The following is a 14,972-nucleotide window of genomic DNA, read 5'->3' on the forward strand; positions in this document are numbered from 1 at the left end:
GGGGTGGGCGAACTCTCTCTCCACCTTTCGGATGATCCGCCTGAGTCCGGGCATCCGTAGCCTGGAGCGTGACATGAGCCATCGACCCCTCGCCCCCGTCTTCACGGGGCTGCGCGTGGGCCTGCACGCCCTCTTCGGGGGCCTGCTCGCCCTCGTCGTCGCGCGCGTCCTGCTGACGAACGGATCGCTGCTCGCCCTCGTGCTCGCCGGCGTGCTGGGGGTCGTGTACCTCGCGGGGCTCTGGGTCGCGCGTTCGGGGCGCTCGCGGCGCAGCGTCGTGTGGGTGGTGGCGCTCACGGTGGTGTGGGCGGCGCTGGTGTGGCTCGTGCCCGAAGCGGCGTACCTCGTGTTCCCCCTGTTCTTCCTGTACCTGCACGTCCTGAAGGGGGCGGCCGGACCGCTCGCCGTCGTCGGCACCACGGCCCTCACGATCGCCGCTTTCGCCGTGCACGGGGGGCTCACCGTGGGCGGGGTCGTCGGTCCGGTCGTCGGGGCGGGGGTGGCGCTGTTGATCGGCCTGGGCTACGGGGCTCTGGAGAGGCGGGCCGCGGAGCGCGAGGCGCTCATGTCCGAACTGATCGCCACGCGCGGTCGGCTCGCCGCCGCCGAGCGCGAGCAGGGGACGCTCGCCGAACGCGCGCGACTCGCCCGCGAACTGCACGACACCGTCGCCCAGGGGCTGTCGAGCATTCAGATGCTGTTGCACGCGGCGGAGCGGGCCGACGCCGACGGCCCCGGGATCGCGCACGTGCGCCTCGCACGCCAGACGGCCGCCGACGGTCTCGCCGAGACGCGTCGGTTTATCCGCGAGCTCGCTCCGCCGAGCCTCGATCGCGGCCTGGGCTCCGCCCTCGAGCGTCTCGCCGCCGGCTGGGGCACTCGCGAGCGCATCGACGTGGAGGTGGAGGTGGATGCCGCGGTCTCGCTGCCGATGGACGCCCAGACCGCCCTGCTCCGCATCGCGCAAGGGGCCCTCGCCAACGTGGCCCAGCACGCGCGGGCGCGCTGCGTGCGCATCCGACTCGTCCCGCAGGCAGGAGGAGCACGGTTGACCATCAGCGACGACGGCGTCGGGTTCGACGCGAGCGGCGCCGAGCAGGCGGCATCCGGGACGGACTCCTTCGGGCTGCGCGCCATGCGCGAGCGCGTCGACCAGCTCGACGGCGTGCTCGATGTGGACAGCGCGCCCGGCGAGGGATCGACCATCACCGTCGTCCTTCCGGGAGGGGCGGCATGATCCGCGTCGTGATCGCCGACGACCACCCGGTGGTGCGGGCGGGTGTGCGCGCTCTGCTCGACGCCGAAGCCGACATCGAGGTGGTGGGCGAGGCGGCCACCGCCGACGAGGCCGTCGCCCTCGCCGCGTCGCTCGCGCCGGAGCTCGTGCTGATGGACCTGCAGTTCGGCGAGCGGGCGGCGGGAGCCGAGGCCACCCGACGGGTGCGGGCGCTCGCTGCGCCGCCGTACGTGCTCGTGTTGACGAACTACGACACCGACGGCGACATCCTCGGCGCCGTCGAGGCGGGAGCCAGCGGGTACTTGCTCAAGGACGCCCCGCCGCACGAGCTCCTCGCCGGCGTCCGTGCCGCTGCGGCCGGCCAGAGCGCTCTGGCCCCGGCGATCGCGGGGCGCCTCCTCGCCCGTCTGCGCGAGCCGCGGGTGACCCTGTCGGTGCGCGAGATCGAGGTGGTGCGTCTCGTCGCGCGAGGCGCCTCGAACGCCGAGGTGGCCGCGCGCCTGCACATCACCGACGCGACGGTGAAGTCGCACCTCGCGCACGTGTTCTCCAAGCTCGGCGTCTCTTCTCGCACCGCCGCCGTCTCGGCGGCTCGAGCCCTCGGCATCCTGCGCTGATCCTTCACGCGGGTGCGCGGGCCTTTACGATGGCCCCATGATCAGGGTGCGCGTCGTCGGGGTCGCGCTCGATCCCGCGCAACAGCACGTCATCCTGTTGAAGTCCGTCGACACCGCGATCGAAGGCGACCGGGTGCTGCCGGTGTGGATCGGACCGCAGGAGGCGATGTCGATCCTCGTCGCGATCGAGGGCACGGGATCGCCGCGCCCCCTCGCGCACGATCTCATGACCGCGATGCTCGGCGAGCTGTCCGCGTCGGTCGACCGGGTGGAGATCACCCATCTCGACGAGGGGACCTTCCACGCGCGCGTGTTGCTGAACACCCCGGTCGGGCCCCGCACGTTCGACTCCCGCCCCTCGGATGCCATCGCCCTCGCCGCCCGTGCCGATGCGCCGATCCTCGTAGCGGATGCCGTCTTCGACGAGGCCGGAGTCCCCGACGACGCCGTGGAGCTCGACGGGGACGGGGCCGACGAGGACCGCGTGGAGGAATTCCGCAGGTTCCTCGACCACGTCGATCCCGACGATTTCCAGGGCTAGCACCGATCCCGGGTGCCTCCGCACGCTCCTAGACTCGCGGAAGGGCCGCGTGCCGCGGTCCGTGATCCACGACGAACGGGGAACCAATGCAACTCGCCATGGTCGGACTCGGACGAATGGGCGCCAACATCGTCCGCAGACTCATGAGAGACGGTCACGACTGCGTCGTGTTCGACGTGAATCAGGATGCCGTGGCCTCCCTGGTCGCGGAGGGGGCGACCGGGGCGACGAGCATCGCGGACCTCGCATCAAAGCTGCAGAAGCCCCGCGCCGTCTGGCTCATGATCCCCGCCGGTCTCACCGGAAAGGTCGTCGACGAGGTCGCCGAGGTGCTCGAGCCGGGCGACATCATCATCGACGGCGGCAACTCGAACTACCGTGACGACGTGCGCCGGGCGAAGAAGCTCGACGACAGCGGCATCCACTACGTCGACGTGGGCACCAGCGGTGGCGTGTTCGGTCTCGAGCGCGGGTACTGCCTGATGGTCGGCGGCCATGACGAAGCCGTCGCGCATCTCGAACCCGTCCTGCGCACGATCGCGCCCGGACCGGGGGAGGTCGAGCGCACGCCCGGGCGCACCGGCGACTACACGACCGAGGAGCGCGGCTACCTGCACTGCGGCCCCTCCGGCAGCGGTCACTTCGTGAAGATGGTTCACAACGGCATCGAGTACGGGATCATGGCCGCTCTCGCCGAGGGGCTCAACGTGCTGAACAACGCCGACGCGGGGCTGCACCAGGGCGAGCACTCCGCCGAGGTCGCGCCGCTCGAAGAGCCGGAGTTCTACCAGTTCGACATCGACACCGCCCGGGTCACGGAGCTCTGGCGCCGCGGCTCGGTCATCTCGTCGTGGCTGCTCGACCTCACCGCCGCCGCGCTCGCGCAGAACCCGACGCTCGACGGCCTCGCCGGACGGGTGTCCGACTCGGGAGAGGGTCGCTGGACGGTCAAGGCGGCGGTCGACACGGGCGTGCCCGTGCCGGTGCTGGCGGCGTCGCTGTTCGAGCGCTTCGCCTCGCGCGGCGAGGACCACTTCGCCAATCAGGTGCTCTCGGCGATGCGTCTGCAGTTCGGCGGGCACCAGGAGCTGCCCGCCGGCGACGTGCTCGAGGCCGGTCAGAAGAAGGCCGAGAGCGGCCGCGACTGACGTGGACGCCCTCGCCCCCGTCGCCGGTCGATCGGACCGTCGGCGGGGGCGTCGTCGTTCGTGCGCGGCGCTCCGGGGGAGACTAGAGGGATGAGCAGTACCGAGTCGCCCGCGTCCTCCGACCGCTACGTCGTCGCCACAGACGGCGCGTGCAAGGGCAACCCCGGCCCCGCCGGGTGGGCCTGGGTCGGCGAAGACGGACACTGGGCGGCAGGGTCCATCCCCGAGGGCACCAACAACATCGGCGAGCTGCTCGGTCTGCTGTACGCCATCACAGATCACTCCGACGTGCGCGAGCTCGTCGTGCAGGCCGACTCGAAGTACGCGATCGACACGTACACGAAGTGGATGGACGGCCACCGCCGTCGCGGCTGGGTCACGAGCGCGAAGAAGCCGGTCGCCAACCAGGGCATCCTCGAGGCGCTGATCGCGGCGCGCGATGCGCGGCGGGCCGCGGGGCTCCCCGACGTCGTGCTCGAGCACGTGCGCGGACACTCGGGTCACGTACTCAACTCGTGGGCCGACGAGCGCGCGGTGCGGGCGTCTCAGCACGCCGCCAAGGGCGAGGAGCTCATCTGGACCTCGCTGCGCGGTCTCGACAAGCTCGAGGTCTCGTCGGCACCTCCCCGCTCCGCAGCCGACCGCAACGGGCGCTAGGCGCTGAGGACCTCGGCCTCTTCGGCGGGGGTGAGTCCCGCTCGGCGGGGGCGGTCCAGTCCGCGTTCGCGCTCGTCGTCGAGCGTGCGGCGCATCGTCTCGGCGAGAGAGCGGCGACGCCCTCCGGATGCCACGAAGGTAGCGTCACTGCGGCGCGCGAAACCTCCCGCGTTCTCGGGTAGCCACAGGGGCAGCGAGCGCGGCCCGGCCCAGTAGGCGACGCCCCGCGCGGTGAGAATGTCGTCGTCGAGCGTGACGGTCTCGGTCGGCGTTCCCGGTGTGTCGTGAGCGGCCGCGTCGCGGGCCGCCGCGAGCACCGCGGCGAGGGGGAGCTCCTCGCCGACCGCGTTGACCGGACCCGTGATGCCCGTGCGGCCGGCGAGGTCGATCCACGCGGCGAGGTCGTCCACGTCGATCGCTTGGACGTGACGACCTGTCGACTCGGGCGCGAGGACCCGCCCGCCGCGGGCGTAGCGTGCGGGCCAGTAGCCGAAGCGATCGGTGGGGTCGCCCGGCCCCACGATGAGTCCGGCCCGCGCCAGGAGCGCCTGGTCCCCGCGCCGGGCCGAGGTGATCCGTTCGGCGTGCACCTTGGCATCCGCGTACCGTCCGAGATCGGTCGGCTCCACGAGCTCCGCCGTCTCGTCGGCGAAGGGTATGTCGGAGCGGGAATACACCGAGACGCTTGAGACGAGGGTCCAGTGCGCCGCCCGATCGGCCAGGGCGTCGAGGGCGGATGCCACGAACCCCGGGTCCCACGAGAGCTCGACGACCTGGTCCCACTCGTGTCGGACCTCGTCGTAGGCGCCGGGCTGTGCCCGGTCGGCGCGGACCAGCCGGGAGCCGCGTGCGGCGTCGCCGGATTCGCCGCGGGCGAGGCAGGTGACCTCGGCACCCTGTGCGACGGCGTGCGTCGCGATGGCGCGGCCGAGCCACGCGGTCCCGCCGAGGATGAGGATGCGTCCCATGCGGGTCAGCCAATCACCCGAGGTGGGGGAGAGGCGACGGTGTTCGCGCTCGGCGGAGGGAGCGGCGTCGGCTGGCGGAGGGCGCGAACGTGCTCAGAACGGCGGGGGGTCGGGGTCGGGGTGAGGATCGAGGTCGGGCGCGAAGGCGACCCGACGTTCGGGCGGGTCGGTGGTGCGGCGCCCGAGCGGGCTCGTCCACACGATGCTGCCGTCCGGCTGCTGGGCGGCCGTCCAGGGGGTCTCGGTCTTGAGGACGTGGTGACGCTTGCACAGGCACGCGAGGTTGCAGAGCCTCGTCCGACCGCCCTTCGCATGATCGTGGTTGTGGTCGATCTCGCAGCGGCGGGCGGGCTGACGGCATCCGGGAAAGCGGCAGTGCACGTCGCGGAGGCGCACGAAGCGACGCATCGCCGGAGTCGGACGGTAACGGTCGACCCCGAGGACCACGCCCGTGACCGGGTCGGTGAGCAAGCGCTCCCACCCCGGTGCTTCGGCGAGGAGGTGGCGCGCCGTATCGGCGTCGACGGGGGTGCACCCGTCGAGCATCGCGCCGCGCTCGCTGGCGCCGACGGCGGTCAACACCGGGATGACCACCGAGACCTCCGCCCGGATCGCTCCCAACCCTCCCGGGAGGTGCGCGTGCGTCGGGTCGATGACCGGTCGACCGCCGAGCACGAGGTCGCACAGCAGGTCGGCGCGCGTCTGCTCGATCGACCGGGTGTCGGTGACGCCGATCTCTCCGCCGCCCGCATCGACGACCCGGCGCACGGCGCGCGCCTGTCGCGTGAGTCGGTCGAACATCGCCCGGATCTTCGCCGCGCTGTCGATCACGCCGAGCTGCGCCATCCCGTCGATGTCGTCGTCGACCCAGACGCGACGTGTGTCCACCGCGTCGTGGTGGCGCTCCGTGATCGAGCGAGGTTCCAGCTCTTCGGCGACCGCCCGGGCGAAGGCGCGAGTGCCGGCGACCGTGTCGCGCTCTGCGCGAGTCAGGACGCGGCGCTCGAACTCCCGGCGGCTCTCCGGTTCGAGCAGGGGTGCCCCGACCTCGCGGATCACCTCGGCGTGCCGCGCCGTGATCTTCGCCGCCTCGAGCGCGGTCACCGTCGTGGGGAAGTCCTCGACCAGTGCGCCGGCCTCGGTGATGCGGCGCTGCGCCGTGCGGTCGTGCCACCGCAGCGCGACGCCCACTTCGGCGGCGATCGACCGCAGGACGGTTTCGCGCTCCTGAACGGAGCGGGGTCGGTGAGCGCTTCGCCCCGCAGCGACGGCATGCGCGCGCGCCAGCTGTCGGAACCGTTCCGCCTCGAACGCGGAGATCGCCGCCTCGATCCGAACGAGGGAGGTGACCACGTCGTCGAGCACCGCGTCGTCCGCCTCGTGCGGAGAAGCGGCGGGGTGGCTCATGTAGACATGCTTCCACCAACCTCCGACATTGCTCCCGCCCTCGCCCGGCGCCGGCGATGGGTAGGCGCGAGCTGGTCGCGAATCGGTCTGAGGAGGTCGATTCATCCACAGAACACGCCGCATGGCGTTTTCGGCATGAACCTTCCGCTAGCTTCTCCGCCACGGCATACGTCCCCGTCAGGGGACCCGACGAAGGGGTGGGAAAGATGACGGATATCCACACACAGCAGATGCTCGGCCGCCCGACCGGAGCGTTCGTGGGGGCCTCGTGGGTGGCGCTGGGGCTGGGTGCTTCGGTGTACTTCATCGGCCTGTACAACGCGCACATGACGCTCGCCGAGAAGGGCTTCTACCTCTCGGTGTTCCTCCTCGGGCTGTTCGCCGCCATCTCGGTGCAGAAGGCGGTGCGCGACCGCGCCGAAGACATCCCGGTCACCGGCGCCTACCTCGGCGTCGCGTGGGGAATGCTGCTCGTCGCCCTCGCCCTCATGTCCGTCGGGCTCTGGAACGCCGAACTCCTCCTGTCGGAAAAGGGGTTCTATGGCATTGGATTTGCCATGAGCCTGTTCGCCGTCGTGGCGGTGCAGAAGAACGTGCGCGACCTCGCCGCGTTCCGCAACGTCCACCCCGACACCGCGCCCGTCGAGCCCACCGGCTACCCGACCATGGGGTGAGGCGTCAGCCGACCGGCGTCCCCTGGTGGAACAGGCACCGCGGTGCGGGGTCGCACCGCCAGAGGGACGACCGGCGGCTGACACGGTCCTCGAATCTCAGCAGATAGGTGAGCAGGACGGTGGTGGGTCCGAGCACCCGTGCGGCTCGCTCTTCGATGGCGGGCGAAGGGTCGGCCCCCGGTTCTTCTCGAAGTGCGGCGATGATCTCGTCCCGCGTCCATCGGCGACCGGACTGACCGATCTCCACGAAGTCGGGATCGAGAAGCCGCTCGAGCTCTCCCGCATGCGCGCGCACGGCCGGGTGAAGCAGCATCTGTTCGGCGGCCCAGGCCGTGGCGATGAGGGCATCGGCATCCAGAGCCCTCCCGCGAATGACGGAGGAGCGCTGGATCCCCGCGGTCTCGCGTCCCCACGTGCTCGACGCGACACGGCGCTGGTGGGCGTCGAACGCAGCCTCGTCGATGAAGCGCTCCGACACCCGCCAGACGCCGTCGGTCTCGGTCGGGGTGACGTCGAATGAAAGGCACCCCGCCTCGGCGCGGGTGAGGGCGAGGTGTTCGTCGAGGTGGGCGCGCACGCGCTCGGCCTCGACGGCATCGGCGCAGCGCAGCTCGCCTGTGAGGGTTACTTCGGGCCCGCGCGGTACCGGTGTCGTAATCCCGCTCACCCAGTCGCGACGCAAGACGCTGTAGGCGACGGATGCCACGGGCTCACCGCCCTCGACGGGCCAGCCGTCGCGGTAGTACGCCTCCCGCACCCACCCGCAGCGTTCGAAGACGCGGCGCATCGCGACGTTGTCCTCGCGGGTCTGACCCTCGAGGCGGATGACGCGGGGGTGCTGGGCGAAGACGTGCTCGGTGACCATCCGAAGCGCGGCGGAACCGTGCCCGCGCCCCCGGGCCGCATCGGCGAGGCGCAGATCGACCATCGCGGTGGCGTCGTCGAGATCGTCGAGACGGAGCACGCCGATGCGGCCGTCCGTCTCGTCGTCGATCCAGAAGGTCTCGATGTCGTCGCCGTCCCACGAACCCGCGCGGATGGCTTCCGTGACCTGCTCCGCGGTCGGACGCGTGCGCACGTGGAACGGGAACGTGTTCGAGATGAGGAATGCCGTCAGCGCGGCCCGGTCGTCCGGCTCGGACAGGGCGGCGCGCGTCAGAGAGATACCCACCCGCCCACCGTAGACACGAACGCCCGGCGGAGTCGTATCGCGGCGTGGGTACGCTGGAAACGCCGGGCGCGCGCCTTTGTTGACGGCGTCCCGTCCCTCCGGATTTTCCGCCCCTCTGAAGGAGCCTCCCATCGCCGCTTCGCCCTCCCCGACGAGGATCCGCACCCTTCGCACCGCTTCGCTCACGACCGCCGGTGTCGGCGCCGCGATCACCATGGGCGCGTTGGGGCCGTGGTTCACCCCCGTCATCCTCCTCGTCGCGACGGCGGGAGCGTTGCTGGTGATCTGGCGTACCTCCGCGGGTGTCATCGGCGCGCGGGCGATCGTGCCGGTCCTTGCTGTCGTCGTCGTGCTGACGATCGCGGCGCTGCTCGGGCTCGTCGGCATCCTGCCCTCCGCGTGGGTGTGGACCGCTCTCGGCGCGTACGCGGTGGCGTGGGGTGAGTACCTCGTGTCGCAGACGATCGCCCGCTCGCAGGGGCTGACGGGCTACCGGTGATCCCGGTCGCGCTCGACACGGTCGCCGACGCCGCGCGCTGACGAGCCCGACCGGCGGGTGCCTGCGCGGTTCACCTCACCGCAGCTCGAGGCACACGAGCCCCGGTCGCTCGTCCCACGACGGGACGACCCCGAAGCCCGCGGTGCGGTACATCCGCAGTGCGGGCTCGCGCCACTCCCACACCGAGAGGTGCACCGGCCGCGTCGCTCCGCGCAGCGCGGCCGTCAGCAGCGCCGACCCGACCCCGTGCCCGCGGGCGTCGGGGCTCACCCAGAACCGGGAGATCTCGGTCACGCTTTCGGAGGAACCGACCGCCAGCACTCCGTGATCGACGCCGTCGACCGCGGCGACCAGCACGCGGTGGTCGGCGAAGACAGTAGCGGGGTCGTCGATCTCACGGGTGTAACGGGCGGGCATCGCGGCGTGCGGATCGACGAGTCCGTGCTCCGCCTTCTCGGCCTCGGTCCGTCGCAGATAGTCGCCGACGAGCGCGGAGACCGATCCTGCGTCGCGGGGGAAGCTTGCAGTGCGGATGACGACGCTCACCCGCCTACCGTACGAGCCGCCGGCGGTGTCCCGCGCGTGACGACGACGGTCGCGTCTCCCCGAAACGCCGAACGGACCCGGATGCCGAGGCGATCGGCATCCGGGTCCGTTCGGGGTTCGCTCAGACCGTCGCGAGCGTCGACTGCCAGCCGAGGGCGGGAGCGACGTGCTTCGCGAAGTTCTCGACGAGGCGCAGGTTGAACTCCACACCCATCTGCGAGGGGATCGTGAGCATGAGCGTGTCGGCACTCATCACCGCGGCGTCGTTCTGCAGCTGCTCCACGAGCTTGTCGGGGGTGGCCGCGTACGTTTTGCCGAAGGTCGAGCGCATGCCGTCGATCACGCCGATCTGGTCGCTGCCAGCCGAGCCGCCGAAGTACATCTCGTCTTCGGCCGTCACGATCGGGAAGATGCTGCGGCTGACCGAGGTGCGCGGTTCGCCCTCGTGACCCGCCTCGCGCCACGCGGCGCGGAAGGCGTCGAGCTGCTGGGCCTGCAGCAGGTCGAAGGGCGTGCCGTCGGCCTCGGTGAGCAGGGTCGACGACATGAGGTTCACGCCGAGGCGTCCGGCCCATTCGGCGGTCGCCGTGGTGCCGGCGCCCCACCAGATGCGCGTGCGGAGGCCCGGGGAGTGCGGCTCGATGCGCTGAAGACCTGTGCCTCCACCGAAGGGGCTCAGGGGGTCGCGCTCGGCGAGCCCTTCGCCGTCGATCGCGCGGAGGAACAGGTCGAAGTGCTCGCGGGCGATGTCGCCGCCGCGCGGGTCTTCGGAGCCGGTGTATCCGAACGCTTCGTAGCCACGGACGACCGTCTCGGGTGACCCACGGCTCACGCCGAGGGCGAGTCGGTTGCCGCTGATGAGGTCGACGGATGCCGCCTCTTCGGCGAGCATGAGCGGGTTCTCGTACCGCATGTCAATGACGCCGGTGCCGACCTCGATGCGCGAGGTACGGGCGGCGATGGCGGCGAGCAGAGGCATGGGGGCCGCCTGCTGGCGAGCGAAATGGTGCACGCGGAACGAGACGCCGTTGACCCCGAGGTCGTCCATGCCCTGGGCGAGATCGATCGCCTGGAGCATCGAGTCGCCGGCGGTGAGCTGGCGGCCGCCGCCGAGGGGGCCGTAGTGGCCGAAGGAGAGTGTGCCGAAGGAGCGCATATCGGGTGCAACGCGACAGAGCGCGATCTATTCCCACGCATACACCGCGCACGACCCCGGACGCCGTGCAGGTGTGGAACCATTCAGGACATGGACGATGACGTGCGCGAGGAGCTGCGACTGCTCCGCGCGAGAGCGTACGGTCCCCACGCCGACATCGCCGACGACGCGACCGCCGTCGCGCGGCTGCGCGAGCTCGAGGATCTCGAACGGCAGGATCGCCTGCCACCCGCGCCGCGCGTGCCGTTGACCTCCGCGGCCGCCGCCGCGGGCTCACGGGCCGCTCTCGTCGCCCCCGACGGCGAGAGCGACGGCGACGAGGAAGAGGACGAGGGCGGCGACGACGGCCCGCGGGTGCGCCCCGCCCTCGTGGGGTCGAAACGCCGGCTCTGGGTCTGGGCGGCCTCCCTCGCGGTGGTGGCCGCCCTCGCCAGCGCAGCGACGGCCGCGAGCCTGACTCTCGTCCCGGTGAGCGCGGCGGCGGGCGCTCCGCAGGTCGACACCCTCGTGCCCGCCCCCGACGCCGCGGTGCCGCCGGTGTTCGGCCAGCGCACCGGCGCGGAGCGCGCCTACGAGAACTACTACGGCATCGCCGCGTTCACGGGTCGGTCTCCGACCGACGCGACCGAGAATCGCATTCCCTGCCTCTACCTGCTGGACGCCGACGAGATGGGTAAAGACGACACCCGCGCATTCCGCGGCAACTTCGTCTACGGCGGGTGCGGGGCCGGGGTGTTCCCGGCGACCGTGCAGTTCGTCGTCGCCGACGGCATGCCCGATGCGTTCATCCAGCGGTTCCCGATCGGCACGAGCATGCAGTTCGTGTTCGACGGCGAGAACGTCGGCGTCTTCAGCGACCGCGGCTGACGCGACCGCGACTGCGGAGGCGACCGCGACTGCGGCGGCGCCCGCGGCTGACGCGATCGCGACTGCGGCGCGCGGCTGCTGCACCCGCGACTGCGGCGCCTCCCGCGACGACGACGGCAGCGTCCGCGAGAGGGGCGGCCCGTCCGCGGGTTCGCGGGCTCCCCGCGGATGAGAGGCTGGGGGAGTGACCCCCCTCCTCGAGCACGTTCCGGTCGGCGCCGATCCGGATGCCGCGTACCTGGGCTTCGTCGAGTGGGCGAACTCCCGCGGCCTCACGCTCTACCCCGCGCAGGACGAGGCGGTCATCGAGATCGTCTCGGGTGCGAACGTGATCCTGTCGACCCCGACCGGCACGGGCAAGTCGCTCGTCGCGGTGGCCGCGCACGCGGCATCCCTCTCCCGGGGTGGACGCACGTACTACACCGCACCGATCAAGGCCCTGGTGAGCGAGAAGTTCTTCGCCCTCGTCGACGTCTTCGGCGCCGAGAACGTCGGCATGGTCACGGGCGATTCGTCGGTCAACTCCGACGCCCCGATCATCTGCTGCACCGCCGAGATCCTCGCGAACCTCGCCCTGCGGCAGGGGGCCGACGCCGACGTCGACCAGGTCGTCATGGACGAGTTCCACTACTACGGCGAGGCCGACCGCGGCTGGGCGTGGCAGGTGCCGCTGCTGCTGCTGACCCGCGCGCAGTTCATCCTCATGTCGGCGACCCTGGGAGATGTCACCGACATCGCCGACGACCTCTCGCGTCGCACCGGTCGGCCCACGGCGCGGGTGACCGGCGTCGAGCGCCCCGTGCCGCTGCACTTCGAGTACGCGCGCACGCCCGTGCACGAGACGGTGCAGGAGTTGCTCGACACGAAGCAGGCGCCGATCTACGTCGTGCACTTCTCGCAGGCCGCGGCCATGGAGCGCGCGCAGGCGCTGTCGTCGATCCGGATCATCGGCCGCGAGCAGCGCGACGAGATCGCCGAGGCGATCGGCGGCTTCCGCTTCACGACCGGCTTCGGCAAGACGCTGTCACGCTACGTGCGCGCGGGCATCGGCGTGCACCACGCCGGCATGTTGCCGCGCTACCGCCGCCTCGTCGAGACGCTCGCGCAGCGCGGCCTGCTACGCGTCATCTGCGGCACCGACACCCTGGGTGTCGGCATCAACGTGCCGATCCGCACGGTGCTCATGACCGCGCTGACCAAGTACGACGGCACGCGCATGCGACAGCTCTCGGCGCGCGAGTTCCACCAGATCGCCGGGCGCGCGGGACGAGCCGGTTATGACACTGCGGGGACCGTCGTCGTCATGGCGCCCGATCACGAGATCGAGAACGCCGCGCAGATCCTCAAGGCCGGCGACGACCTCAAGAAGCAGAAGAAGATCGTGCGCAAGAAGGCGCCGCAGGGCTTCGTCAACTGGACCGAGCAGAGCTACGATCGCCTCGTCGCCGCCGAGCCCGAGCCGCTCGTGCCGCAGATGAAGCTGTCGGCCGCGATGCTCATCAACGTCATCGCGCGCGGCGGAGACGTGTTCGGCAACGTCCGCTCGCTCGTCTTCGACAACCACGAGCCCCGCGCCCGCCAGTACGAGCTCGCCCGCCGCGCGATCGCGATCTTCCGCACGCTCGTGCAGGCCGGGGTGGTGGAGGTCCTGCCCCCGCGCGAGTCGCCAGAATCTGTCGCTTCCGACGGTGCGGAAGCGACGATTCCTGGCGACTCGCGCATTCGGTTGACCGTCGATCTGCAGCCGAACTTCGCGCTCAATCAGCCGCTGTCGCCGTTCGCGCTCGCCGCGATCGAGATGCTCGACCCCGAGGTCGAGCTCGGGAGAGGACCGGATGCCGTGCCCCCGGCGTCCTCGGTCGGCACCGGGCACTACGCGCTCGACGTCGTCAGCGTCATCGAGTCGACCCTCGACGACCCGCGCCCGATCCTGTCGCAGCAGCAATTCCGCGCGCGCGGCGAAGCCGTCGCGGCGATGAAGCGCGACGGCATCGAGTACGACGAGCGCATGGAACTGCTCGAAGAGATCACCTGGCCGAAGCCCCTCGACGAGCTGCTCGCGCAGGCGTACGAGGTGTTCGCCTCGAGCCAGCCGTGGATCCGCGATTTCGAGCTGTCGCCGAAGTCGGTCGTGCGCGACATGTACGAGCGCGCGTGCTCGTTCGGCGAGTACGTCTCGCTGTACCAGCTCGCGCGCAGCGAGGGCCTCGTGCTGCGCTACCTCAGCGACGCGTTCCGCGCGATCCGCCAGACCGTGCCGGTCGACGCGCAGACCCCCGACCTGCTCGATCTGATCGCGTGGCTCGGCGAGGTCGTGCGGCAGGTCGACTCGAGCCTCGTCGACGAGTGGGAGCAGCTCATCAACCCCGCGGACGACCCCACGGCCCCCGTGGTGCCTGCCGCTCCGCCGTCGATCCTCACCAACCGGCGCGCGTTCGGCGTGCTCGTGCGCAACGAGATGTTCCGCCGCGTGCAGCTCGCCGCCCTGCAGCGCGACGACGAGCTCGTCGAGCTCGACCCCGACGTCGACTGGCCGAGCGCCCTCGACAGCTACTTCGACGAGCACGACGAGATCGGCACCGGGGGAGCGGCGCGTTCCTCCGCTCTCGTCGTCATCGACGAGTCGTCGGCCTCTGACGGCGTCTGGCGCGTCGAGCAGATCATCGACGACCCCGCCGGCGACCACGACTGGCGCATCCGCGCCGAGGTCGACCTCGCCGCCTCCGAGGAGGAGGGCACGGCGATCGTGCGCGTCACCGAGGTGCTGCGGCTCTGACGCCCTGGCCGCCCCTGTCGGAACCGGGGGACCGCGAACGACGGATGCCGAGGCCCTGAGGCCCCGGCATCCGGTGTCGTCGTCGCGTCGTCAGGACGTGCGGGCGACGCGGTTCTCGGCGCTGACCATCCACGACAGCTGCTCGAGGCGCTCGAGCACGCCGTGCAGGATGTCGGCGCTCGTGGGGTCTTCGTCGTCGACGTCGTCGTGCACGTCGCGCACCGTGCCGACAGTGACGTCGAGGCGCTCGGTGATGAGGTCGATGACCTCGGCGGTGTCGACCTCGCCCTGGGGGAACTCGGGCAGTGTCGTGGTCTCGGCGACGGTGTCGCTGCGGCCGTCGGGCAGAGCGTGCAGGGCACGCATGCGCTCGGCGATCTCGTCGCCGAATTCACGGGCGGCGTCGATGATCTCGTCGAGCTGCAGGTGGGTGTCGCGGAAGTTCTTGCCGACGACGTTCCAGTGGGCCTGCTTGCCCTGGATCGACAGCTCGATGAGGTCGACCAGCACGGCCTGGAGCGCGTCGGTCAGCTTCTCCGACGCCTGGAAGCCCTGTTCGGCGTTCTGCTCGTCGGTGGTCTCGGGACCGCTGCCTCCGCGCGCGGGGCGGCGACGGTTCTTGGTGGGGGCGTCCTTGGTGGTGGTGGACATGCGCGTTCCTTTCGCTGGCGGTCGATAGCGACGTTAGGCGCGGCATCAAAGGGGCGT

Annotated in this window: 15 protein-coding genes; 9 read left to right on the forward strand and 6 right to left on the reverse strand. The window is 71.2% G+C overall.

Translation table 11 applies throughout. The annotated features are described in order from the left end of the window. Nucleotides 1-73: 73 nt before the first annotated feature. The 5 genes from QBE02_RS14420 (at nt 74) to QBE02_RS14440 (ending at nt 4,200) form a co-directional block, all read left to right on the forward strand. Nucleotides 74-1,237: a sensor histidine kinase gene (locus tag QBE02_RS14420; RefSeq protein ID WP_279366333.1), complete on the forward strand. Its 1,164-nt coding sequence runs from the start codon at nt 74-76 to the stop codon at nt 1,235-1,237. Next, nucleotides 1,234-1,854 carry a response regulator transcription factor gene (locus QBE02_RS14425; protein ID WP_279366334.1) on the forward strand — a complete coding sequence of 207 codons (621 nt, stop codon included), beginning with the start codon at nt 1,234-1,236 and terminating at the stop codon, nt 1,852-1,854. Before QBE02_RS14420 ends, QBE02_RS14425 begins: the two co-directional genes overlap by 4 nt. A 37-nt stretch (nt 1,855-1,891) precedes the next feature. Beyond that, nucleotides 1,892-2,395 carry a bifunctional nuclease family protein gene (locus tag QBE02_RS14430; protein WP_279366335.1) on the forward strand — a complete coding sequence of 168 codons (504 nt, stop codon included), beginning with the start codon at nt 1,892-1,894 and terminating at the stop codon, nt 2,393-2,395. 86 nt (nt 2,396-2,481) lie between these two features. After that, nucleotides 2,482-3,543 carry a phosphogluconate dehydrogenase (NAD(+)-dependent, decarboxylating) gene (gene gnd / locus QBE02_RS14435; RefSeq protein WP_279366336.1) on the forward strand — a complete coding sequence of 354 codons (1,062 nt, stop codon included), beginning with the start codon at nt 2,482-2,484 and terminating at the stop codon, nt 3,541-3,543. A gap of 90 nt (nt 3,544-3,633) precedes the next feature. Further along, complete coding sequence (locus QBE02_RS14440; protein WP_279366337.1) at nt 3,634-4,200, forward strand: ribonuclease H family protein; 567 nt, start codon at nt 3,634-3,636, stop codon at nt 4,198-4,200. Here QBE02_RS14440 and QBE02_RS14445 read toward each other — a convergent pair. Both QBE02_RS14445 and QBE02_RS14450 read right to left on the reverse strand, forming a co-directional pair. Continuing rightward, nucleotides 4,197-5,168 (reverse strand): NAD-dependent epimerase/dehydratase family protein, encoded by a 972-nt coding sequence (locus tag QBE02_RS14445; protein WP_279366338.1) that lies wholly within the window; start codon nt 5,166-5,168, stop codon nt 4,197-4,199. The genes QBE02_RS14440 and QBE02_RS14445 overlap by 4 nt on opposite strands. Before the next feature lie 93 nt (nt 5,169-5,261). After that, complete coding sequence (locus QBE02_RS14450) at nt 5,262-6,575, reverse strand: HNH endonuclease signature motif containing protein (RefSeq protein WP_279366339.1); 1,314 nt, start codon at nt 6,573-6,575, stop codon at nt 5,262-5,264. 206 nt (nt 6,576-6,781) lie between these two features. Between QBE02_RS14450 and yiaA the strand changes: the two genes are divergently transcribed. After that, nucleotides 6,782-7,249 carry an inner membrane protein YiaA gene (gene yiaA / locus QBE02_RS14455; protein ID WP_279366340.1) on the forward strand — a complete coding sequence of 156 codons (468 nt, stop codon included), beginning with the start codon at nt 6,782-6,784 and terminating at the stop codon, nt 7,247-7,249. Nucleotides 7,250-7,253: 4 nt separating this feature from the next. Here the strand turns inward: yiaA and QBE02_RS14460 are convergent, their stop codons facing one another. Beyond that, on the reverse strand, nt 7,254-8,420 hold the full coding sequence (locus QBE02_RS14460) for a GNAT family N-acetyltransferase (protein WP_279366341.1): 1,167 nt from the start codon (nt 8,418-8,420) through the stop codon (nt 7,254-7,256). Nucleotides 8,421-8,643: 223 nt separating this feature from the next. Between QBE02_RS14460 and QBE02_RS14465 the strand changes: the two genes are divergently transcribed. Then, the gene (locus QBE02_RS14465) at nt 8,644-8,919 is read left to right on the forward strand and encodes a hypothetical protein (RefSeq protein ID WP_279366342.1); all 276 of its coding nucleotides are present in this window, start codon (nt 8,644-8,646) and stop codon (nt 8,917-8,919) included. A 75-nt stretch (nt 8,920-8,994) separates the two neighbouring features. Here the strand turns inward: QBE02_RS14465 and QBE02_RS14470 are convergent, their stop codons facing one another. Continuing rightward, nucleotides 8,995-9,465 (reverse strand): GNAT family N-acetyltransferase, encoded by a 471-nt coding sequence (locus QBE02_RS14470; RefSeq protein WP_279366343.1) that lies wholly within the window; start codon nt 9,463-9,465, stop codon nt 8,995-8,997. Between the two features lie 121 nt (nt 9,466-9,586). After that, on the reverse strand, nt 9,587-10,621 hold the full coding sequence (locus tag QBE02_RS14475) for an LLM class flavin-dependent oxidoreductase (protein WP_056230183.1): 1,035 nt from the start codon (nt 10,619-10,621) through the stop codon (nt 9,587-9,589). 90 nt (nt 10,622-10,711) lie between these two features. On the opposite strand from QBE02_RS14475, the gene QBE02_RS14480 reads away from it, so the two are divergent. Together QBE02_RS14480 and QBE02_RS14485 are read left to right on the forward strand one after the other, a co-directional pair. After that, nucleotides 10,712-11,488 (forward strand): hypothetical protein, encoded by a 777-nt coding sequence (locus QBE02_RS14480; RefSeq protein WP_279366344.1) that lies wholly within the window; start codon nt 10,712-10,714, stop codon nt 11,486-11,488. A 184-nt stretch (nt 11,489-11,672) separates the two neighbouring features. After that, complete coding sequence (locus QBE02_RS14485; protein ID WP_279366345.1) at nt 11,673-14,264, forward strand: DEAD/DEAH box helicase; 2,592 nt, start codon at nt 11,673-11,675, stop codon at nt 14,262-14,264. 90 nt (nt 14,265-14,354) lie between these two features. On the opposite strand, the gene QBE02_RS14490 is transcribed toward QBE02_RS14485, so the two are convergent. Further along, on the reverse strand, nt 14,355-14,915 hold the full coding sequence (locus QBE02_RS14490; protein WP_056230174.1) for a Dps family protein: 561 nt from the start codon (nt 14,913-14,915) through the stop codon (nt 14,355-14,357). Nucleotides 14,916-14,972 lie beyond the last annotated feature (57 nt).

The organism is Microbacterium testaceum, from assembly GCF_029761935.1.
In the GTDB taxonomy this organism is placed as follows: Bacteria; Actinomycetota; Actinomycetes; order Actinomycetales; family Microbacteriaceae; genus Microbacterium; species Microbacterium testaceum_A.